The organism is Burkholderia sp. LA-2-3-30-S1-D2 (assembly GCF_001523915.2).
Classification (GTDB): domain Bacteria; phylum Pseudomonadota; class Gammaproteobacteria; order Burkholderiales; family Burkholderiaceae; genus Burkholderia; species Burkholderia diffusa.
Genome location: NZ_CP013384.1, coordinates 3,095,355 through 3,115,185 on the forward strand (window position 1 = coordinate 3,095,355; position 19,831 = coordinate 3,115,185).

19 protein-coding genes are annotated in these 19,831 nt (G+C 66.3%); 11 read left to right on the top strand and 8 right to left on the bottom strand.

From position 1 onward, the window contains the following. The first annotated feature begins 124 nt into the window (after positions 1 to 124). Both ettA and WS66_RS27340 read left to right on the top strand, forming a co-directional pair. Positions 125 to 1,792 carry an energy-dependent translational throttle protein EttA gene (ettA, locus tag WS66_RS27335; RefSeq protein ID WP_059465278.1) on the top strand — a complete coding sequence of 556 codons (1,668 nt, stop codon included), beginning with the start codon at positions 125 to 127 and terminating at the stop codon, positions 1,790 to 1,792. A gap of 181 nt (positions 1,793 to 1,973) precedes the next feature. Then, a complete protein-coding gene (locus WS66_RS27340; RefSeq protein WP_108064754.1) occupies positions 1,974 to 3,296 on the top strand; it encodes an IS4 family transposase in 1,323 nt (440 codons plus the stop codon). Between the two features lie 59 nt (positions 3,297 to 3,355). Here WS66_RS27340 and WS66_RS27345 read toward each other — a convergent pair whose 3' ends face one another. The 4 genes from WS66_RS27345 to WS66_RS27360 all read right to left on the bottom strand — a co-directional run bounded on the left by WS66_RS27345 (position 3,356) and on the right by WS66_RS27360 (position 6,688). Next, entirely contained in the window at positions 3,356 to 3,979 is a 624-nt protein-coding gene (locus WS66_RS27345) for an HAD family hydrolase (RefSeq protein ID WP_059607895.1), read from the bottom strand. Beyond that, a complete protein-coding gene (locus WS66_RS27350) occupies positions 3,976 to 4,527 on the bottom strand; it encodes a cysteine hydrolase family protein (RefSeq protein WP_059607894.1) in 552 nt (183 codons plus the stop codon). The genes WS66_RS27345 and WS66_RS27350 overlap by 4 nt, the downstream gene beginning before the upstream one ends. A gap of 73 nt (positions 4,528 to 4,600) precedes the next feature. After that, positions 4,601 to 6,415, bottom strand: coding sequence for an aminopeptidase P family protein (locus WS66_RS27355; RefSeq protein ID WP_059607893.1), 1,815 nt, complete (start codon positions 6,413 to 6,415; stop codon positions 4,601 to 4,603). A gap of 18 nt (positions 6,416 to 6,433) precedes the next feature. Next, positions 6,434 to 6,688 carry a hypothetical protein gene (locus WS66_RS27360; protein WP_059449757.1) on the bottom strand — a complete coding sequence of 85 codons (255 nt, stop codon included), beginning with the start codon at positions 6,686 to 6,688 and terminating at the stop codon, positions 6,434 to 6,436. A 171-nt stretch (positions 6,689 to 6,859) separates the two neighbouring features. Between WS66_RS27360 and WS66_RS27365 the strand changes: the two genes are divergently transcribed. The 7 genes from WS66_RS27365 to WS66_RS27395 all read left to right on the top strand — a co-directional run bounded on the left by WS66_RS27365 (position 6,860) and on the right by WS66_RS27395 (position 12,974). Further along, the gene (locus WS66_RS27365) at positions 6,860 to 7,621 is read left to right on the top strand and encodes a response regulator transcription factor (protein ID WP_059607892.1); all 762 of its coding nucleotides are present in this window, start codon (positions 6,860 to 6,862) and stop codon (positions 7,619 to 7,621) included. A 26-nt stretch (positions 7,622 to 7,647) separates the two neighbouring features. Further along, a complete protein-coding gene (gene hemA / locus WS66_RS27370; RefSeq protein ID WP_059607891.1) occupies positions 7,648 to 8,946 on the top strand; it encodes a glutamyl-tRNA reductase in 1,299 nt (432 codons plus the stop codon). A 93-nt stretch (positions 8,947 to 9,039) separates the two neighbouring features. Then, on the top strand, positions 9,040 to 10,122 hold the full coding sequence (prfA, locus tag WS66_RS27375) for a peptide chain release factor 1 (protein ID WP_059607890.1): 1,083 nt from the start codon (positions 9,040 to 9,042) through the stop codon (positions 10,120 to 10,122). Positions 10,123 to 10,129: 7 nt separating this feature from the next. Further along, positions 10,130 to 10,972, top strand: coding sequence for a peptide chain release factor N(5)-glutamine methyltransferase (gene prmC / locus WS66_RS27380; protein ID WP_059607889.1), 843 nt, complete (start codon positions 10,130 to 10,132; stop codon positions 10,970 to 10,972). Between the two features lie 67 nt (positions 10,973 to 11,039). Beyond that, positions 11,040 to 11,351: a Grx4 family monothiol glutaredoxin gene (gene grxD / locus WS66_RS27385; protein ID WP_011883132.1), complete on the top strand. Its 312-nt coding sequence runs from the start codon at positions 11,040 to 11,042 to the stop codon at positions 11,349 to 11,351. Between the two features lie 13 nt (positions 11,352 to 11,364). After that, the gene (locus WS66_RS27390) at positions 11,365 to 11,961 is read left to right on the top strand and encodes a UbiX family flavin prenyltransferase (protein ID WP_059607888.1); all 597 of its coding nucleotides are present in this window, start codon (positions 11,365 to 11,367) and stop codon (positions 11,959 to 11,961) included. A 221-nt stretch (positions 11,962 to 12,182) separates the two neighbouring features. After that, entirely contained in the window at positions 12,183 to 12,974 is a 792-nt protein-coding gene (locus tag WS66_RS27395) for a DODA-type extradiol aromatic ring-opening family dioxygenase (RefSeq protein WP_059607887.1), read from the top strand. A 108-nt stretch (positions 12,975 to 13,082) separates the two neighbouring features. Here the strand turns inward: WS66_RS27395 and WS66_RS27400 are convergent, their stop codons facing one another. Next, on the bottom strand, positions 13,083 to 14,681 hold the full coding sequence (locus tag WS66_RS27400; RefSeq protein ID WP_059607886.1) for an APC family permease: 1,599 nt from the start codon (positions 14,679 to 14,681) through the stop codon (positions 13,083 to 13,085). Between the two features lie 420 nt (positions 14,682 to 15,101). Here WS66_RS27400 and WS66_RS27410 point away from each other — a divergent pair, with 420 nt between their 5' ends. After that, positions 15,102 to 15,305, top strand: a complete 204-nt coding sequence (locus WS66_RS27410; protein ID WP_006477070.1) for a cold-shock protein — start codon at positions 15,102 to 15,104, stop codon at positions 15,303 to 15,305. A 102-nt stretch (positions 15,306 to 15,407) separates the two neighbouring features. Here the strand turns inward: WS66_RS27410 and WS66_RS27415 are convergent, their stop codons facing one another. The 3 genes from WS66_RS27415 to WS66_RS27425 form a co-directional block, all read right to left on the bottom strand. Then, on the bottom strand, positions 15,408 to 16,658 hold the full coding sequence (locus WS66_RS27415; RefSeq protein ID WP_059607885.1) for an Hsp70 family protein: 1,251 nt from the start codon (positions 16,656 to 16,658) through the stop codon (positions 15,408 to 15,410). A gap of 245 nt (positions 16,659 to 16,903) precedes the next feature. After that, positions 16,904 to 17,509 (bottom strand): nitroreductase family protein, encoded by a 606-nt coding sequence (locus WS66_RS27420; protein ID WP_059607884.1) that lies wholly within the window; start codon positions 17,507 to 17,509, stop codon positions 16,904 to 16,906. A gap of 158 nt (positions 17,510 to 17,667) precedes the next feature. Continuing rightward, positions 17,668 to 18,951 (bottom strand): MFS transporter, encoded by a 1,284-nt coding sequence (locus WS66_RS27425; protein ID WP_059607883.1) that lies wholly within the window; start codon positions 18,949 to 18,951, stop codon positions 17,668 to 17,670. A gap of 217 nt (positions 18,952 to 19,168) precedes the next feature. Between WS66_RS27425 and WS66_RS27430 the strand changes: the two genes are divergently transcribed. Then, positions 19,169 to 19,792: a TetR/AcrR family transcriptional regulator gene (locus tag WS66_RS27430; RefSeq protein WP_059607882.1), complete on the top strand. Its 624-nt coding sequence runs from the start codon at positions 19,169 to 19,171 to the stop codon at positions 19,790 to 19,792. The last annotated feature ends 39 nt before the right edge of the window (positions 19,793 to 19,831 follow it).

Sequence of the window (19,831 nt, forward strand, 5' to 3'; positions counted from 1 at the left end):
CGCGCCGCCAACCCGCGGCGACACCGCCGCGCCCCGCGCGGCACGCTCCGTACCGAATTTCCCGACGCCACGCACGCCCGCGAGCTGCGCGGCCGTCTCAACCTTTTCTGACTTTCACACCCAAATGGCCCAATACGTTTTCACGATGAACCGGGTCGGCAAGATCGTGCCGCCCAAGCGCCAGATCCTGAAGGACATCTCGCTGTCGTTCTTTCCCGGCGCGAAGATCGGCGTGCTCGGCCTGAACGGCTCGGGCAAGTCGACGCTGATCCGCATCATGGCGGGCGTCGACAAGGACATCGAAGGCGAAGCGACGCCGATGCCGAATTTGAACATCGGCTACCTGCCGCAGGAACCGCAGCTCGACCCGACGAAGACGGTGCGCGAAGCCGTCGAGGAAGGCCTTGGCGACCTGTTCCAGGCGAACAAGAAGCTCGAGGAAATCTACGCCGCGTATGCGGAACCGGACGCCGACTTCGACGCGCTCGCGGCCGAGCAGGCGAAGTACGAAGCGATCCTCGCGTCGAGCGACGGCGGCAGCCCCGAGCAGCAGCTCGAAGTGGCCGCCGACGCGCTGCGCCTGCCGCCGTGGGACGCGAAGATCGAGCACCTGTCGGGCGGCGAAAAGCGCCGCGTCGCACTGTGCAAGCTGCTGCTCGAGAAGCCGGACATGCTGCTGCTCGACGAACCGACCAACCACCTCGACGCCGAATCGGTCGACTGGCTCGAGCAGTTCCTGGTGCGTTTCCCGGGCACGGTCGTCGCCGTCACCCACGATCGCTACTTCCTCGACAATGCGGCCGAGTGGATTCTCGAACTCGACCGCGGCCACGGCATTCCGTGGAAGGGCAACTACAGCAGCTGGCTCGACCAGAAGGAAGAGCGCCTGAAGCAGGAAGAAGCGTCTGAATCGGCGCGCCAGAAGGCGATCAAGAAGGAACTGGAGTGGGTGCGCCAGAACCCGAAGGGGCGCCAGGCGAAATCGAAGGCGCGTATCGCGCGCTTCGAGGAGCTGAACAGCCAGGAATACCAGAAGCGCAACGAAACGCAGGAAATCTTCATTCCGGTCGGCGACCGCCTCGGCAATGAAGTGATCGAGTTCAAGAACGTCAGCAAGTCGTTCGGCGACCGCCTGCTGATCGACAACCTGAACTTCAAGATTCCGGCCGGCGCGATCGTCGGCATCATCGGCCCGAACGGCGCCGGCAAGTCGACGCTGTTCAAGATGCTGACCGGCAAGGAACAACCGGATTCGGGCGAAGTCGTGCTTGGCCCGACCGTGAAGCTCGCGTACGTCGACCAGAGCCGCGACGCGCTCGACGGCTCGAAGACGGTGTTCGAGGAAATCTCGGGCGGCGCCGACGTGCTGACGGTCGGCAAGTACGAAACGCCGTCGCGGGCGTACATCGGCCGCTTCAACTTCAAGGGCGGCGACCAGCAGAAGATCGTCGGCAACCTGTCCGGCGGCGAACGCGGCCGCCTGCACCTGGCGAAGACGCTGATCTCCGGCGGCAACGTGCTGCTGCTCGACGAACCGTCGAACGACCTCGACGTCGAAACGCTGCGCGCCCTGGAAGACGCGCTGCTCGAATTCGCGGGCTCCGTGATGGTGATCTCGCACGATCGCTGGTTCCTCGACCGGATCGCGACGCACATCCTCGCGTTCGAAGGCGATTCGCAGGTCACGTTCTTCGACGGCAACTACCAGGAATACGAAGCCGACAAGCGTGCGCGTCTCGGCGAAGAAGCCGCGAAGCCGAAGCGTCTGCGCTACAAGCCGATCAGCCGCTGAACGGAGCGGCCCGGGCACCCGGCCACGCGGAGCCGGATGCAGAAAGCGGCCGCTGCCGGCTCCGCAAAACGAAAAAGCCCGCAGCAATGCTAATGCCGTTCAGTTAAGCGACTGAACGGCATTTTTGTTTTGGGGAAGGAATGGTTGTAAACGCTGCGCTGAGATGTTAACTTTTGGCGCGATGCTGACCGACCACCTGACCTTCATGCTGGATGCCGGACCAACCGACCTGAGCCGGTTGGCGGAGCATCTACCGCATGCATGGATCGAGCAAGCCGTCGAAGCGACCGGCACGGCGAGCATCCGTCGCCGTCGGTTGCCCGCCGAACAGGTGGTCTGGCTGGTGATTGCGCTGGCGATCTATCGTCATTGGTCGATCAGTGAAGTGGTGGACAGCCTTGAGCTAGTGTTGCCCAACGAGGCCACCTTCGTCAGCAAGAGCGCCGTTACCCAAGCCCGGCAACGCTTGGGCCAAGCCCCGATAGCTTGGCTGTTCGAGCAAACCGCGCAGGCATGGTGCAAGCAGGACGCTGTTCGTCATGGCTTCAAAGGCCTCAGCCTATGGGCCATGGATGGCACCACGCTACGCACGCCGGATAGTGCCGCGAATCGGGAACATTTTGGGGCCCAACGCTACGCGAGCGGCAAGGTGGCGAGCTACCCACAAGTGCGGGCTGTCACGCTGACCTCGATCCCGACGCATCTCGTGGCGAACATCGCGTTTGGCCGCTACGACACCAACGAGATGATCTACGCCAAGGATCTGCTGGCGCAGATTCCCGACCATTCGCTCACGGTCTTCGACAAAGGCTTCCTGGCAGCCGAGATCCTGTGCGGCCTGAGCTCGGGCGAACGCAATCGCCACTTCCTCATTCCGGCAAAGTCCAATACGCGTTGGGAGGTGCTGTCCGGCAAACCGGACGATGCACTAGTGCGCATGCGCGTCTCGCCTCAGGCTCGGCAGAAATGCCCCGATCTGCCGGAGTGGTGGACGGCACGTGCGGTGCGCATTCAGGATGCACAGGGGCGGCAGCGAGTACTGCTGACGTCCTTGACCGATCGGCGCCGCTTCAAGTTGGCCGATCTGGTGGCTTGCTACGAGCGGCGCTGGCAGATCGAAACCAGCTACCGTGAACTGAAGCAGTCCATGCTGGGTAGCGAACTGGCGCTACGCAGCCGAACCGTCGAGGGCATCTATCAAGAGATCTGGGGCGCATTGATCGCCTACAACCTGATTCGTCGAGAAATGGCCTGCGCCGCCTTCGAAGCCAAGTGCGAGCCGACCGAACTGAGCTTCGTTCGCTCGTTCCATCTGATCCAGCACGAGATGATGTGGGCTGCGCGAACGCCTGCCTTCGCCAAGTTGCCAGCCGTCCTCAAGCGACTTCGCGAGCACCTCAAGTTGCTCATCAACGTAAAACGCCCCGATCGCAAATGCGATCGGGCCGTCAAGTCCCGTCCTGCTCGTTACGCTGTCCGGTTCCTCAGAAAGAACCTTAACTGAACGGCATTAGGGCTCGCGGCCCGCTTTTTTGCATTCGTCTGCCGTCGTCTGCCGGAAGACTACGCGAGCGCGCCCAGCTCGCGCAAACGCGCCTCGGTCGCGGCCGCGCTCGTGTGATGAATGCCGTGCCAGCCGAGCGCCGTCGCGGCCGCCGCGTTCTTCGCATTGTCGTCGATGAACACGAGTTCGTGCGACGCGATGCCCGGCAGGAACGGATCGATCCGCGCATGCATTTCACGGTAGATCGCCGGATCGGGTTTCACGAGTTTCACGCGACCCGACACGACGATGTCCTTGAAGCGCCGCAGCACCGGGAAGTTGTCCCACGCATACGGAAACGTCTGCGCGGACCAGTTGGTCAGCCCGAAGAGCGGCATTCCCAGCGCATCGAGCCGGTCGACGAGCGCGGCGCCTTCGTCGAGCACGCCGCCGATCATCTCGTGCCAGCGCGCGTAGAACGCGCGGATCAGCGCCTCGTGCGCCGGAAACTTCTCGACGAGCTCGCTCGTCCCTTCGTCGATCGACTGCCCGCCGTCCTGGCGGATCACCCACTCCATCGCGCACACGTGCGTGAGGAACCGGCGGCGCTCGGCTTCGTCCGGAATCAGTTGCCGGTACAGATACTCGGGGCTCCAGTCGATCAGCACGCCGCCGAAATCGAACACCACCGCCTTGATCGTCATGCGAACTCCGCGGCGAGCACGTCGGCAAGCGGACGCGGCGTCACCGAATTGCCCGACAGCGTATTGTTTTCCCACACGAAGTGGTGATGCGTGACGATCTGTGCGGCCGACAGGTGCGTGCGCTCGTTCGTCGTGTGCAGGTCGGACACGACGGTCGTCCGATAGCCGAGCAGTGCCGCGCGGCGCGCAGCCGAATCGACACAGAACTCGGTCGCATAGCCGCAGATCAGCACCGAGCGGATGCCGTGGCCGTCGAGCTGCGCGGCGAGCGGCGTGTCGTGGAACGAATCGCTCATCTGCTTGCGGATGCGCCAGTCGGCACGACCGACGATCAGTTCATCGTGCAGTTCCCAGCCGGGCGTGCCGGGAACGATATCGTCGTCCGCGTCGCCGTCGTGCTGCACGAAGCACACGGGCGCGTTCGCCGCGCGCGCCGCCGCCGTCAGCCGGTTGATGCCCGACACGACGTCGTCGAGCCGGTACGCGGGCCGCGCCCGCTGCACCAGCCCGCGCTGCATGTCGATCACGATCACTGCGGTGTCTGCCATCGGTTGCCCTCTCGATCATGGTCCGGCCGTCGTGCGGCCGTCGTGCGGCCGTTGTCGCTCGTTGCGCCTAGCGTCAGATCGGCTGCGTGCGCGCGTCGAGCCACGCCTTCGCATCGCCGCTCACGTGCCGGCCGACGCGCTCACGCACGGTCGCGTGATACGTGTTCAGCCACGCGCGCTCCTCTTCATGCAGCATCTCGACCAGCACGCAGCGCGTGTCGATCGGACAGAGCGTCAGCGTCTCGAACGCGAGGAAGTCGCCGAACTCGGTCTGCCCGCCCGCGCGGTTCACGACCAGGTTCTCGATCCGGATGCCCCATTTGCCGGGCCGGTACACGCCCGGCTCGATCGACGTGATCATCCCCTCTTCCATCGCGGTATACGGCTCGGCCGGCGCGTAGTGCGAGATGACCTGCGGGCCCTCGTGCACGTTCAGGAAGTAGCCGACGCCGTGGCCGGTGCCGTGACCGTAGTCGAGCCCGGCCGCCCACATCGGCGCGCGCGCGATCGCGTCGAGCATCGGCGAGCGGATGCCGCGCGGGAAGCGCGCACGCGACAGCGCCATCATCGACTTCAGCACGATCGTGAAATCGCGGCGCTGCAGATCGCTGACGGTGCCGACCGGCACGACGCGCGTGATGTCGGTCGTGCCGGTCACGTATTGGCCGCCCGAATCGACGAGCAGCAGGCCGTCGCCGGCGATCGTCGCGTGCGACTCGGGCGTCGCGCGATAGTGCGGCATCGCACCGTTCGCGTTGAAGCCGGCGATCGTCGCGAAGCTCGGCGACACGTAGCCGGGGCGCCGTGCGCGCGCGGCAGTGAGCTGCTCGTCGATCGTCAGCTCGGTGATCGTCTCGCGGCTCACCGCCCGCTCGAACCACGCGAAGAATTCGGCGAGCGCGGCGCCGTCGTGCTCCATCGTCACGCGCACGTGCTCGATCTCGGCGGACGTCTTGCGCGATTTCGCGAACGTCGACGGGTTCACGGCCTCGACCAGCTTCACGCCGGCCGGCACGGCCTCGAGCGTGCCGAACGTCACGCGGCGCGGGTCGATCAGCAGCGTCGCGCCGTCGGGCAGCGCCGCGAGCGCCGCGCGCGCGGCGTCATACGCGCGAACCTCGACGCCGTCCCGCGCGAGCGACGCGGCCAGCGCCGGCGACACCTTGCCTTCGGCGACGAACAGCGTCGCGCGATCGGCGCCGATCATCGCGTGCGCGACGAACACGGGGTTGAAGTTGACGTCGGCGCCGCGCAGGTTGAACAGCCACGCGAGATCGTCGAGCGTCGACACGAAATGCCATTGCGCGCCCTGCGCGTGCATCGCGCGGCGCACTTCGGCGAGCTTGCTTGCGCGCGTCGTGTCGGCCTGCGGCGCCACGTGCTCGAACACCGCGTCGCCCGGCAGCCCCGGGCGCTCCGGCCAGATCGCGTCGAGCAGGTCGAGATCGGTGCGCAGCGCGATGCCGCGCGCGTTCAGCGCGGCCGTCAGCGCGCGTGCCGCCGCGACGCCGAGCACGGCACCGTCGACACCGACCGTCGCCCCGGCCGGCACGTTCTGAGCGAGCCAGTCGACATGCGGCGCGCTTTGCTGGCCGCCCGTCATCTTCATCAGCTGGACGCCCGTGCCGGCGAGTTCCGCTTCGGCCTGCACCCAGTAACGGCTGTCGACCCACAAGCCCGCGAAATCCGCGGTCACGACCAGCGTGCCGACCGAGCCCGTGAAACCGGACAGCCAGCGGCGCGCCTGCCAGCGTTCGGGCAGGTACTCGGACAGGTGAGGATCGGCGGACGGCACGAGATAGGCGGCCAGGTCCTCGCGGACCATCGCACCGCGCAGCAGCGCGAGGCGGGCCGGCACCGACGAGACTTCGGGGAGACGGGCATTCATGATTTCACCTGAGAGCTTTCAGCGACGGGCAGACACCGCGACCGTCACGGCTACGGCGAGGAACGCGACACCGGTGCAGACCGGCCATTCGAGCGTTTCGCCATCGTAAAACAGTCCAGAGAGATTGCCGGCCATGCGCGCGGCGGCGGCGCCTGCGATGCCGACCAGCACCGCGATCCACCATGCCGGCCGGCCCGTGCGCCGCATCGGATGCAGCCACCGGCCGAACAGCCCGACGGCCGCTCCCAGGACAAGGATTCCAAACCAGTTCATTCGACGCCTTCTATAAATTCAGATTCGTCCCATAGGCGTGAACGTTGCCAGCGACTAGCATCGATTCATCCATCGAACCCGAGACCAGCCGGGCGCCGCGAACATTCGAGTGTAGGGGCCGACCCGACGTTATGGCAAGCGCGCTCCGGCAGCCGTATTGAAGAAATCCTCATGCGAATCGCCCTGATCGATCCGGAAGCACGTCATGCTGCGCTCCTGAACCGCCTCCTCTTCGCCGGCGGTCACGTGTGCCACACGTTTCCGTCCAGCACCGCGTTCTTCGAGTGGCTCGCTACCGATACCTGCGACATGCTGATCACCTGCAATTGGGCCGGCGATCAGCCGGCCGAGGAGGTCATTCCGCGTGCGCAAGCGATCCTGCCCGGCCTGCCGGCCATCGCCGTGATGCAGCTGCCGCGCGAAAGCGAAGTCGTGTCATGCCTGCACGCAGGCGCCGACGACTGCCTCGTGCGCCCGGTGAGCGGGCCCGAACTGCTCGCACGGGTGAATGCGCTGAGCCGGCGCGCTGGCGTCCGGCGGCCGCCGAATCGCTCCCGCGAAATGTATGGAGAATACGCATTCGATGCGACCCACGGCCTCGTGCGCTTCGGCGACGTGGTCGTCTCGCTGACGCCGAAGGAGTTCCGCTTCGCGCAACTGCTGTTCGCGAACCTGTCCCGGCCCGTGTCGCGCGCCCATATCCTCGAAACCGTGTGGGCCCGCCGCCGCGACATGAAGTCGCGCACGCTCGACACGCACGCGTCCCGGCTGCGCAGCAAGCTGCAGCTGCTTCCGGAGCATGGCTACCGGCTTCTGCCGCTCTACGGCTACGGCTATCAGCTCGACCGCGTGCCGATCGAGCCCCCAAATTCGAGGCCGCGCCACGCTGATGCCCGGTATGCCGCGAGTGAGGAAATCACCGAAACGCTATAATATGGCGCTAAACGATAGCCCTCGATATGCAACTCCTCACGATCGGAATCAATCACCACACTGCGCCTGTCGCCCTGCGCGAACGCGTGGCGTTTCCGCTCGAGCAAATCAAGCCGGCTCTCGTCACGTTCAAGAACGTGTTCCTCGGCCCCCAGGCGCCCAATTCGCCCGAAGCGGCGATTCTCTCCACCTGCAACCGCACCGAACTCTATTGCGCGACCGATGATCGGGCCGCACGCGAGGGGGCGATTCGCTGGCTGTCGGAGTACCACCGGATTCCGGTCGACGAGCTCGCACCGCACGTCTACGCGCTGCCACAGTCGGAAGCCGTCCGGCACGCATTCCGCGTCGCGTCGGGCCTCGACTCGATGGTGCTCGGCGAAACGCAGATTCTGGGCCAGATGAAGGACGCGGTGCGCACCGCGACCGAAGCCGGCGCGCTCGGCACCTACCTGAACCAGCTGTTCCAGCGGACGTTCGCCGTCGCGAAGGAAGTGCGCGGCACGACCGAGATCGGCGCGCAGTCGGTGTCGATGGCCGCCGCGGCCGTCCGCCTCGCGCAGCGCATCTTCGAAAAGGTATCGGATCAGCGCGTGCTGTTCATCGGCGCCGGCGAGATGATCGAGCTGTGCGCGACGCACTTCGCCGCGCAGAGCCCGCGCGAGCTCGTCGTCGCGAACCGCACGGCCGAACGCGGCCAGCGGCTCGCCGAACGCTTCAACGGCCGCGCGATGCCGCTGTCGGATCTGCCCGCCCGCATGCACGAATTCGACATCATCGTGTCGTGCACCGCGTCGACGCTGCCGATCATCGGCCTCGGCGCGGTCGAACGCGCGGTGAAGGCACGCCGCCATCGGCCGATCTTCATGGTCGACCTCGCGGTGCCGCGCGACATCGAGCCGGAAGTCGGCAAGCTGAAGGACGTGTTCCTCTATACCGTCGACGATCTCGGCGCGATCGTGCGCGAAGGCAACGCATCGCGCCAGGCCGCGGTTGCGCAAGCCGAGACGATCATCGAGACGCGTGTGCAGAATTTCATGCAGTGGCTCGACACGCGTAGCGTCGTGCCGGTGATTCGTCACATGCATACGCAGGCCGACGCGCTGCGCCGCGCGGAAGTCGAGAAGGCGCAAAAGCTGCTCGCGCGCGGCGACGATCCGGCGGCAGTCCTCGAAGCGCTGTCGCAGGCGCTCACCAACAAGCTGATCCACGGCCCGACGAGCGCGCTCAACCGCGTGAACGGCGCCGACCGCGATTCGCTGATCGACCTGATGCGCGGCTTCTACCAGCACGCGCCGCGCTCGAACGACCAGTCTGGCCACTAGCGCCGGCCGGTTGCTCTGCCGCCGGCCGGTCGTTGTCCTGCCGCCGGCCTATCCTTTCCGAATACCCTTGCCCCGGGAGCGCCGCTCCACACCATGAAGACGAGCATGCAACGCAAGCTCGACCAGCTGTCCACACGGCTGGCCGAACTGAACGACCTGCTGAGCCGCGAAAACGTCACGGCCGATCTCGACCAGTACCGCAAGCTGACGCGCGAACATGCGGAACTCGGCCCGGTCGTCGAGCAGTACGCGCTGTGGCGCCAGGCGCGCAACGACGAAACCGCCGCGCAGGAGCTGCTCACCGATCCGTCGATGCGCGATTTCGCCGAAGACGAGATCCGCAGCGCGCGCGAGAGCATGGCCCGCCTCGAGGTCGAGCTGCAGAAAATGCTGCTGCCGAAGGATCCGAACGACGACCGCAACATCTTCCTCGAAATCCGCGCGGGCACGGGCGGCGACGAATCGGCGCTGTTCGCGGGCGACCTGCTGCGCATGTACCTGCGCTTCGCGGAACGCCAGCGCTGGCAGGTCGAGATGATGTCGGAGAGCGCGTCGGATCTCGGCGGCTACAAGGAAGTGATCGTGCGGATCGCGGGCCAGGGCGCGTATTCGCGCCTGAAGTTCGAGTCGGGCGGCCATCGCGTGCAGCGCGTGCCGGCGACCGAGACGCAGGGGCGCATCCATACGTCCGCGTGCACGGTCGCGGTGATGCCGGAAGCCGACGAGATCGGCGAGGTCGAGATCAACCCGGCCGACCTGCGGATCGACACGTTCCGCGCATCCGGCGCGGGCGGCCAGCACATCAACAAGACCGATTCGGCTGTGCGCGTCACGCACATCCCGACCGGAATCGTCGTCGAATGCCAGGACGACCGTTCGCAGCACAAGAACAAGGATCGCGCGCTGAAGGTGCTTGCCGCGCGCATCAAGGACAAGCAGTATCACGAGCAGCACGCGAAGGAAGCCGCGACGCGCAAGAGCCTGATCGGCTCCGGCGACCGCTCGGAGCGGATCCGCACTTACAACTTCCCGCAGGGCCGGATGACCGACCACCGGATCAACCTGACGCTGTACCGGCTCGAGGCGCTGATGGACGGCGATCTCGACGAACTGATCAGCGCGCTCGTCAGCGAGCACCAGGCCGAACTGCTCGCGTCGCTCGGCGACGCCGACTGAGATCGCGATGCCCGACACCACCGCCGACGATCTGCTGCGCGCGTCGCCGCTCGACGCGGTCGATGCGCGCGTGCTGCTCGCGCACGCGCTCGGCTGGACCCGCACGCAACTGATCACGCGCGGCGACGTGCCGCTCGACGCTGCCGCGGTCGAACGCTATCGCGCGCTCGAAGCGCGCCGCGTGGCCGGCGAGCCGGTCGCGCAGCTCGTCGGGATGCGCGAGTTCTTCGGCCGGCCGTTCGACGTGACGCCCGACGTGCTGATCCCGCGCCCCGAAACCGAACTGCTCGTCGAAGCCGCGCTCGACGCGATCGACGGACGACCACATCCGACGGTGCTCGATCTGGGCACCGGCAGCGGCGCGATCGCCGTGTCGATCGCGGCCGAACGGCCCGACGCGCGCGTATGGGCGCTCGACCGTTCGCCGGCCGCGCTCGCAGTCGCGCAACGCAACGCGAACAAGCTGCTCGACGCGCGCCGCCCCGGCGGCCCGCTGCACTGGCTGCAGAGCGACTGGTACGCCGCGCTCGATCCGGCACTCGCGTTCGACACGATCGTCAGCAACCCGCCGTACATCGCGCAGCACGATCCGCACCTCGCGCAGGGCGACCTGCGGTTCGAGCCGCGCGGCGCGCTCACCGACGATGCCGACGGTCTCAGCGCGATCCGCACGATCGTCGCGGGCGCCGGCGCCTACCTGAGACCCGGCGGCACGCTATGGATCGAGCACGGCTACGACCAGGCCGAAGCCGTGCGCGCCTTGCTCGTGTCACGCGGCTTCATTTCGGTCCAGTCGCTCGCCGATCTGGCCGCGATCGAACGCACGACGGGTGGCCGCCTGCCCGGCTGATGGCCGGCCCGCCCGGTTGAAATCCGCTATCATTTCGTTCTAACGCCCCGCAAACGCAAGGTCAGTCATGGACACCCAACAACGTATCAAGCAAATCGTCGACGAAAACCAGGTCGTGCTCTTCATGAAGGGCAACGCGCAATTCCCGATGTGCGGCTTCTCGGGCCGCGCCGTGCAGGTGCTGAAGGCCTGCGGCGTCGACCAGTTCAAGACGGTCAACGTGCTGGAGGACGACGAAATCCGCCAGGGCATCAAGGAATTCTCGAACTGGCCGACCATCCCGCAGCTGTACGTGAAGGGCGAATTCATCGGCGGGTCGGACATCATGATGGAGATGTACCAGTCCGGCGAACTGCAGCAACTGTTCGCCGCCGCGTAACGCCCCCTTCCCGATGGCATCTCCCAGTGCGCCGCCACGCCGGCTGATCGTCGCGATCACCGGCGCCACCGGTGCAGTCTATGGCGTGCGGCTGCTCGAATTGCTGCGCGCCGCCGGCGGCGTCGAAACGCATCTGCTGGTTTCGAACGCCGGCTGGCTCAATATCCAGCATGAACTGAAGCTGCCCAAGGCCGAGGTCGAAAGCCGGGCGGATGTCGTGCATTCGGTGCGCGATGTCGGCGCGACGATCGCATCCGGTTCGTTCGCGACCGATGGCATGGTGATCGCGCCCTGCTCGATGAAGACGCTCGCGAGCGTCGCGCACGGCCTGTCGGACAACCTGATCACGCGTGCGGCCGACGTCACGCTGAAGGAACGCCGCCGTCTCGTGCTGATGGTGCGCGAAACGCCGTTCAACCTCGCGCATCTGCGCAACATGACCGCCGTGACCGAAATGGGCGGTATCGTGTTTCCGCCGCTACCCGCGTTCTACGCGATGCCGAAGACGATCGAGGAACTCGTCGACCAGACCGTCACCCGCGTGCTCGACCTGTTCGCACTCAGTGCACCGATGACGACGCCGTGGGCAGGCATCAGGCCGGCAGGGTAAGCCGCTCGACACGGCGCTCCGGCGTCGTTCTTCACGCATCTTCGCTGATTCGGCCGTCTTCCCGCTCGATCCGGCAACCTCGAGCCCTCGCCTGCCGCCGAACGCCCGAAGCCGGCCGAATTATCAACTCACACGAGTCAATCAAATTCCTATCAGCCGATTTATCAATAATTGGTGTGCGTCTATAGTCACAGGCAAATCCCTTTTGCAGGCTCCCCACCATGAACCGCTTGCCCTCGCTTTACCTGTCCCACGGCGCCCCTACCCTGCCGATCGACCCGACACTGCCGTCCGGTGCGTTCACGCACCTCGGCGCCGAATTGCCTCGCCCGCGCGCGGTGCTGATGTTGTCCGCGCACTGGGGCACGCAACAGCCGGTCGCGAGCGTGGCCGCGCATCCTGAAACGATCCACGACTTCTACGGCTTCCCGCGCGCGCTGTACGAAATCCGGTACCCGGCACCCGGCGCGCCCGAGGTCGCCGAACGGGCGGCCGCGCTGCTGAACGCGGCCGGCATCGCGACCGCGACGACCGAGCACGGCCTCGACCACGGCGCGTGGGTGCCGATGCTACTGATGTTCCCGGAGGCTGACGTGCCCGTCGCGCAGTTGTCGATCCAGCCCCGCGCGGACGCAGCCCATCACTTCGCGCTCGGCCGCGCGCTGCGGCCGCTGCGCGACGAAGGCGTGATGGTGATCGGCTCGGGCCAGATCACGCACAACCTGCGCGCGGCCGATTTCAGCGCGGCGCCCGAGGATGCGGACCCGCGCGTCGCGGAATTCACCGACTGGTTCGAGGCGAAGCTCGCCGCGCGCGATGTCGACGCGCTGCTCGACTATCGCCGGCAGGCGCCGCACGCGGCGCTGATGCATCCGACCGACGAACACCTGCTGCCGGTGTTCACCGCGCTCGGCGCGGCCGACGACGACTATCAGCTCGGCATCCAGTCGCTCGGCACGTATCAACGCGTGCTCGCGATGACGAACTACGTGTTCGCGAGCGCAGCCGCCTGAATCCGGCGACATAGCCGGCGGCCGCAAACAAAAAGCCCGCCCGAGCAGCGCTCGGACGGGCTTTTTTTACGCTTTCCACCACCGCCGATTCCGGTGGCGAGTCACGCGTCAGGCACCGACCCCTTCGAGGATCTCGTCGTGCGACTCGCGCTCGTCGAGATACTGCGTCCGGTAGCCCGTATTCACGCCCCAGAAGTAGAACACCAGCGAGATGGCCGCGACGATCAGCATGTCCCAGCCGTACGGCAGCACGCCGTGACCGCCGAACTCCTTGCTGCCGATCAGCGACAGCACGGCCATCGTCGGCAGGTATGCGACCAGCCACCACGCGGCCTTCAGGTCGGCGCCCCAGCCGGTCCAGCCCGACTTCGCCTGGAAGTAGAAATACACCGGCAGCGCGACGATCATCAGCAGGATGATTTCGCCCGTCAGCGGCCACTTCGCCCAGTACAGGATCAGCGACGCGCACACGAACGCGAACGGTGCAATCAGCTTCATCAGCGGGATCGACAGCGGACGCTCGATGTCGGTCGCCGCGCGGCGCAGCGACATCAGGCTGATCGGGCCGGTCAGGTACGAGATCACCGTCGCGACCGAGATCACCGCCGCGAGCGAGCTCCAACCGCGGAAGAAGAACAGGAAGATGAACGACACGAGCAGGTTGAACCACATCGCCTGGCGCGGCACACCGTAGATCGGATGCACGTTGCCGAACATCTTCGGCATCGTGTTGTTGCGCTCCATCGCGTAGATCATGCGGGTGGTCGTCGCCATGTAGGTCGTACCGGTGCCGCTCGGGCTGATGAACGCGTCGACATACAGCAGGATCGCGAGCCAGTTCAGGTTCAGCGCGATCGCGAGTTCCGCGAACGGCGACGAGAAATTGAAGTGCGACCAGCCCTTTGCGACGTCGGCCGGATTCACCGAGCCGATGTACGCCATCTGCAGCAGCACGTAGATCACGAGTGCGATCAGGATCGAGGAGATCACCGCGAACGGCACGCTGCGCGACGGATTGCGCGCTTCACCGGCCAGGTTCACCGGGCTCTGGAAGCCGTTGAACGCGAACACGATGCCGCTCGTCGCGACCGCGGTCAGCACGGCCGACCAGCCATACGGCGCGAAGCTCGCATTCGACGCGGTGCCGAGGTTTTCCGGGTGGAAGCTCGACAGCATCAGGCCAAGGATCGTGAGGCCGGGGATCAGGAACTTGAAGATCGTGATCGCGGTGTTCGCACGCGCGAACGCCTTGACGCCCCAGTAGTTCAGCATGAAGTAGATGACGACCAGCACGGCGGATAGCAGCAGGCCGGGTGTCGTCAGCTCGCCGTTCACGAACAACGCGTGCGCCCACGGATACGGCCACGTGCTCATGTACTGGATCGATGCTTCCGCTTCGATCGGAATCACCGATACGATCGCGATCCAGTTCGCCCACGCGCTGATGAAGCCCACCAGCGAACCGTGCGAGTAGCGCGCGTAGCGCACCATGCCGCCCGACTCGGGGAACATCGCGCCCAGTTCGGCATACGTCAGTGCAATCGCGAGAATCACGACCGCGCCGATGATCCATGCGCAAATCGCTGCCGGACCGGCAATCTTCGCAGCCTTCCAGGCGCCGAACAGCCAGCCCGAGCCGATAATCGAACCCAGCCCCGTCAGCATCAGTGCAAACGGGCCGATGTTCCGTTGAATAGAACTCTTCACATCCTCTCCTATGTCTCAAAAAGCATGGTCGGCCTGCTGTCCGGGATCGGCTCGGATAGCACCGCGCATGCAATTTTGGGGGGAAGGATCACCCGATCGGGGCAACCCTTCCGCGCGGCGCGTAGTTTAACGGTTGCACCTGCAAGTTGGCGCCAAAATCGTTCGGCCCCTACAAAAAATTCGCACCGTTTGCAAGGTTTGTAAACCTGAACCCCGCAATAACCCTGAGTGCATGGAAATACGGTTGACCGCGCGACCGAATAGCCGTATAAACAACGTTGCAGGATTTCAAGCGGCGAGTGAATTGGTTCTTTCGTAGTTCGCCCATCAACGGTACTCCGGTTGGTCCTATTACCCCCTTCCTTGATTTTCCGCACCCATGGGCCTCGGCCCCGTTTTATCTTTTTAGGAACAAGTAACATGGCAACCGGTACCGTCAAGTGGTTCAATGACGCAAAGGGCTTCGGCTTCATCACCCCGGAAGGCGGCGGCGACGATCTGTTCGCGCACTTCTCGGAAATCCGCGTCGAAGGCTTCAAGACGCTGCAAGAAAACCAGAAGGTTGAATTCGAAGTGAAGACGGGCCCGAAGGGTCTGCAAGCTGCGAACATCCGTCCGGTCTAAGTTCGGCGCGATATTTCGTGTAAAAAAGCCCCGCTTCGGCGGGGCTTTTTGTTTTCCGGCGCGGGCCGCCTTGCGGCCACCGCCGACCCGAATAGCCTTCGCTCAGCCGAACAGCCGCTGCGCGTGAATGCCGAGCCCGGTCGCGACGCTCGCGAGGCGATCGCCGAACACCGGCTGCGCGTCCGGGAATGCGCCGGCGAGCGCACCCGACAGGAACGCGAGCCCGGTCGAGCCGCCGGTGAAATACAGCGCGCCGACATCGCGCGGCGCGACGCCCGCAAGCCGTACCGTTTCGCGCGCGGCGTCGACGATGCGCGCGGTGTCGTCGACGCTCGCATCGACGAGGCGTTCGGCGTCGAACGCGATCTGCAGATCCTCTTCCACGTCGTTCAGGTCGATCACCGTCTCCCCGCCCGCCGCCACGCCGATCTTCGCTTCTTCCGCGCGCGCCATCAGCGCATGCCCGAGCCGTTGCTCGACCACGCGCGTGAGCCGGTCGTACTGCCGTACGTCCTGGTACAGATGCTTCATCAGCTTCAGCTCGCCCAGCCGCTTCGGCGTATAGACGGTGTTGATCAGGTGCCAGGTCGCCAGGTCGAAGTAGATCCGGTTCGGCAGCTCGCGCCCCTCGGGATCGAGCGCGCGGTAGCCGAACGCGGGCAGGATCGCCGCCAGCTCGACGCGGCGGTCGTAATCGGTGCCCGCGACGTGCACGCCGTGGTGAGCAAGCACGTCGTCCTTGCGCTCGAGGCGCGCCATCCGCTCCGGCCCGACGCGCACCAGCGAGAAGTCGGACGTGCCGCCGCCGATGTCGGCGACCAGCACGAGCCGCTCGGCCTGCTGGCGCGACTCGTAGTCGAACGCGGCCGCGATCGGCTCGTACTGGAAATGCACGTCCGTGAAACCGACCGACTGCGCGGCCGCTTCGAGCTGGTCCTGCGCGAGGCGGTCGGCGCGCGGATCGTCGTCGACGAAGAACACCGGCCGGCCGAGCACCGCGCGCCCGATCGGCGCGCCGGCGCGCGCTTCGGCCTTGCGCTTCAGATGCGTCAGGAAACGCGCGATGATCTCCGTGTACGCCATCGCGCTGCCGTCGCCGAGATCGGTCGTGGTTTCCGCGAGCGGCGAGCCGAGGATGCTCTTCATCGAGCGCATCAGGCGGCCGTCGAAACCGTCGATATAGGAGGCCAGCGCCGCGCGGCCGTACTCGACCGTCTGCTCGTCGTTGTTGAAGAAGATCGCGGTGGGCAGCGTCAGGTGGTCGCCCTCGACGGGCGCGAGGCGCATGCCATCGCCGTCGGGCAGCGCCACGGCGGAATTGGACGTGCCGAAATCGATCGCGCAGTAAGTCATGGGAAGGTGCCGCAGCAGGGCCGGCGCGAAAACGGAAAGGACGGGCTTTTTATCATGAAGCCCGCCGGATCACAACCGGATCGCCCACCGATGCCGGCGCAACCGGCCCGGGGTCGCGATCAGGCGCACCCGCGGCGCACCGGCGACGGGTGCGGACGGGTCATCCAGCGCCACCACGCCGCCCGCGTGCTGCGCGCGCAACTGCCGCGGACAGCGTGCTCGACGAGCGCCTGCCCGATTGCGGATCAGGCTGCGGCGTCGAAACCCTTCTTCCAGGCGCCCGCATAGACGACTTCGCCGATCGCATGACGCGTGCGCGGCGCCTTTTCGCGATCGCGCAGCACCGGATCGAGTTTGTCTACGTTGCCGTAGTGGCCGAGCGAGATGATCGCCGGAATCGCGACGTCGGCCGGAATCTCGAATGCGTCGCGGAACGCCTTCGCGTCGAAGCCGCTCATCTGGTGTGCAGCAAGACCCAGCGCGTGCGCCTGCAGCACCAGCGACATCGAGGCCGCGCCCGCGTCGTACAGCGCGGTCGGCGCCGGCTCGCCCTTCGGCGTGAGCGTGTGCGCGGTCACGGCGATGAGCACCGGCGCCGGCGCGTTCCAGCCCTGGTTGAACGGCACCAGCGTCGCGAATGCGCGCTTGAACGCCGCTTCGTCCTGCGTGCGATCGAACACGATGAAGCGCCACGGTTGGGCGTTGTACGCGGACGGCGCCCAGCGAGCGGCTTCGAGCACCGCGTGCAGATCGGCGGCGCTGATCGGCTCGTCCGAGTACGCGCGCGGGCTCCAGCGGCCGGCGATCAGGTCGTGAATCGAAACAGTGGTGGGAGCAGGTTTGACGGACATGCGGTTCCTCGCTGACATCGATGAAGGGGCGCGAACGCCCGGCGAACCGAAAGCATAACCGCTCGAGGCGTCACGCGCCCGATCATCCCGCGCAATGCAAATCACGGATCCCGCATTGACCGGCCGCACCCGTGCATGGGCCGGCCGAAGCGCCGCGCTCAGGCGGCCTGCGCGGCCGCGCGGGACGGGCCGCGGTTGATCCGCAGCACGATCAGCGCGCCGATGATGCAGAGCCCGCCCGAGATCATCGACGCGATCGTATAGGTGCCGAGGCTCGCACGCAGCAGCCCCGCGCCGAGCGCCGCGAACGCCGCGCCGAGCTGGTGGCCGGCGACGATCCAGCCGAACACGACCGGCGCCGCGGCCTTGCCGAACACGTCGGTGGCGAGTCGTACCGTCGGCGGCACGGTCGCGATCCAGTCGAGCCCGTAGAACATCGCGAACAGCGGCAGCCCGAAGAAATCGATGCCGAACGCATGCGGCAGGTAGATCAGCGACAGCCCGCGCAGCCCGTAGTACCAGAACAGCAGCACACGGTTGTCGTAGCGGTCGGACAGCCAGCCCGACAGCGTCGTGCCGAACAGGTCGAATACGCCCATCGCGGCGAGCAGCGATGCACCCTGCACTTCGGTCATCCCGTAGTCGCTGCACATCGCAATCAGGTGCGTGCCGACATAGCCGTTGGTGCTCGCGCCGCAAATGAAGAAGCTGAAGAACAAGAGCCAGAAGTCGCGCGAGCGGCTCGCCGTCAGCAGCGTGCGGAACGCGACCGCGAGCGGGTTCTCCTTCGTCGCGTCGGGCGCGGCCGGCGCGTCGGCCGGCTCGCCGTAGGGGCGCAGCTTCACGTCGGCCGGCCGCTCGGGCAGCAGGAACGCGACCAGCGGAATCACGATCGCGGCCGCCACCGCGACGACCAGCACGACCGGCCGCCAGCCATGACGCTGCGCGATCGCCGCGAGCATCGGCAGGAACACGAGCTGACCGGTGGCCGTGCTCGCCGTGAGGATGCCCATCACCAGGCCGCGCCGCGCATGGAACCAGCGCGTGACGAAGGTCGCCGACAGCGTCAGCGCGACGACGCCGGTCGAGCAGCCGACCATCAGGCCCCAGATCACGACCATCTGCCAGCTCTGCGTCATCATCGACGACAGCGCGACGCCCGCGCTCATGGTCACCAGCGCAGTCAGGATCGTCGGCCGCAGCCCGAAGCGCTGCATCGCGGCGGCCGCGAACGGGCCCGTCAGGCCGTACAGCGCAATGTTCACCGAAATCGCCAGCGAAATCGCCGCGCGGCTCCAGCCGAGTTCGCGCTCGAGCGGCACCATCAGCACGCTCGGTGTCGCGCGCGTGCCGGCCGCGGCCAGCAGGATCAGGAAAACCACCGCAGCCGCGAGCCATCCATAGTGGAAACGCCCGCCGATTCGTGTCACTGCCCAGTTCATGTCGTCGCTCTCCAATTGGCGGGCCGGCACCCGCGCGCCGGCCCCGCGTCACCACCAGGCCACCTCCGCCGCATGCTGCATCGGCTGACCGGCGCCGATACCTGGCATCTGTCTGTCGATCCGGCCGGCATTGTTACCGATCGGTCACAAGTGTGTTGCGATCGTAGTGACCAGTCGGTAACATGTCAAGCAATTCATCACGCAGTCGAGGGTCATCATGTCGGGCATCGAGGCCGCCAACAAGCCGCCGGCACGTCGCACGCGCCAGCCGATCGCCGCGGCCGCCGCGCAGGAACACCTGCTGCGCGCCGCCGAGGAGCTGTTTTACAAGGAAGGGGTGCGCGCGGTAGGCGTCGAAGCGGTCGTGGAACGCGCGGGCGTCAACAAGATGAGCCTGTACCGCCAGTTCTCGTCGAAGGACGAGCTGATCCTCGCGTATCTCGAACGGATGGATGCGTGCTTCTTCGAGCGCCTCGATTCGAGCGTCGCGAAGCATCCCGGCCAGCCGAAGGCGCAGTTGATCCAGTATTTCGTCGATCTCGCGGAGCGCGCGACGCAGAAGGACTATCGCGGCTGCCCGTTCGTCAACGTCGCGGCCGAATTCCCCGATGCGTCGCATCCGGCGCGCGAACGCGTCGCGCAGAACAAGGAGCGGCTGATGAAGCGGTTCGTCGAGCTATGCGAAGGCGCAGGCGCCCGGCAGCCGAAAGCGCTGGCCGATGCGCTCGCGCTCGTGGTCGAGGGCATCTACGCGGCCAGCCAGACCTACCGGCACGGCGAAACGCCGATCGGCACCGCGCCCGCGCTGGTCACGCAACTGATCGAAGCCGCCTGCGCGTGACAGGCGGCGCACGCCCGAACCCCGCGTGCCCGCTCCCGC

Coding starts and splice junctions, on each gene's coding strand:
- ettA (WP_059465278.1), top strand. CDS start 125: ATGGCCCAATACGTTTTCACGATGAACCGGGTCGGCAAGATCGTGCCG.
- WS66_RS27340 (WP_108064754.1), top strand. CDS start 1,974: ATGCTGACCGACCACCTGACCTTCATGCTGGATGCCGGACCAACCGAC.
- WS66_RS27345 (WP_059607895.1), bottom strand. CDS start 3,979: ATGACGATCAAGGCGGTGGTGTTCGATTTCGGCGGCGTGCTGATCGAC.
- WS66_RS27350 (WP_059607894.1), bottom strand. CDS start 4,527: ATGGCAGACACCGCAGTGATCGTGATCGACATGCAGCGCGGGCTGGTG.
- WS66_RS27355 (WP_059607893.1), bottom strand. CDS start 6,415: ATGAATGCCCGTCTCCCCGAAGTCTCGTCGGTGCCGGCCCGCCTCGCG.
- WS66_RS27360 (WP_059449757.1), bottom strand. CDS start 6,688: ATGAACTGGTTTGGAATCCTTGTCCTGGGAGCGGCCGTCGGGCTGTTC.
- WS66_RS27365 (WP_059607892.1), top strand. CDS start 6,860: ATGCGAATCGCCCTGATCGATCCGGAAGCACGTCATGCTGCGCTCCTG.
- hemA (WP_059607891.1), top strand. CDS start 7,648: ATGCAACTCCTCACGATCGGAATCAATCACCACACTGCGCCTGTCGCC.
- prfA (WP_059607890.1), top strand. CDS start 9,040: ATGAAGACGAGCATGCAACGCAAGCTCGACCAGCTGTCCACACGGCTG.
- prmC (WP_059607889.1), top strand. CDS start 10,130: ATGCCCGACACCACCGCCGACGATCTGCTGCGCGCGTCGCCGCTCGAC.
- grxD (WP_011883132.1), top strand. CDS start 11,040: ATGGACACCCAACAACGTATCAAGCAAATCGTCGACGAAAACCAGGTC.
- WS66_RS27390 (WP_059607888.1), top strand. CDS start 11,365: ATGGCATCTCCCAGTGCGCCGCCACGCCGGCTGATCGTCGCGATCACC.
- WS66_RS27395 (WP_059607887.1), top strand. CDS start 12,183: ATGAACCGCTTGCCCTCGCTTTACCTGTCCCACGGCGCCCCTACCCTG.
- WS66_RS27410 (WP_006477070.1), top strand. CDS start 15,102: ATGGCAACCGGTACCGTCAAGTGGTTCAATGACGCAAAGGGCTTCGGC.
- WS66_RS27415 (WP_059607885.1), bottom strand. CDS start 16,658: ATGACTTACTGCGCGATCGATTTCGGCACGTCCAATTCCGCCGTGGCG.
- WS66_RS27420 (WP_059607884.1), bottom strand. CDS start 17,509: ATGTCCGTCAAACCTGCTCCCACCACTGTTTCGATTCACGACCTGATC.
- WS66_RS27425 (WP_059607883.1), bottom strand. CDS start 18,951: ATGAACTGGGCAGTGACACGAATCGGCGGGCGTTTCCACTATGGATGG.
- WS66_RS27430 (WP_059607882.1), top strand. CDS start 19,169: ATGTCGGGCATCGAGGCCGCCAACAAGCCGCCGGCACGTCGCACGCGC.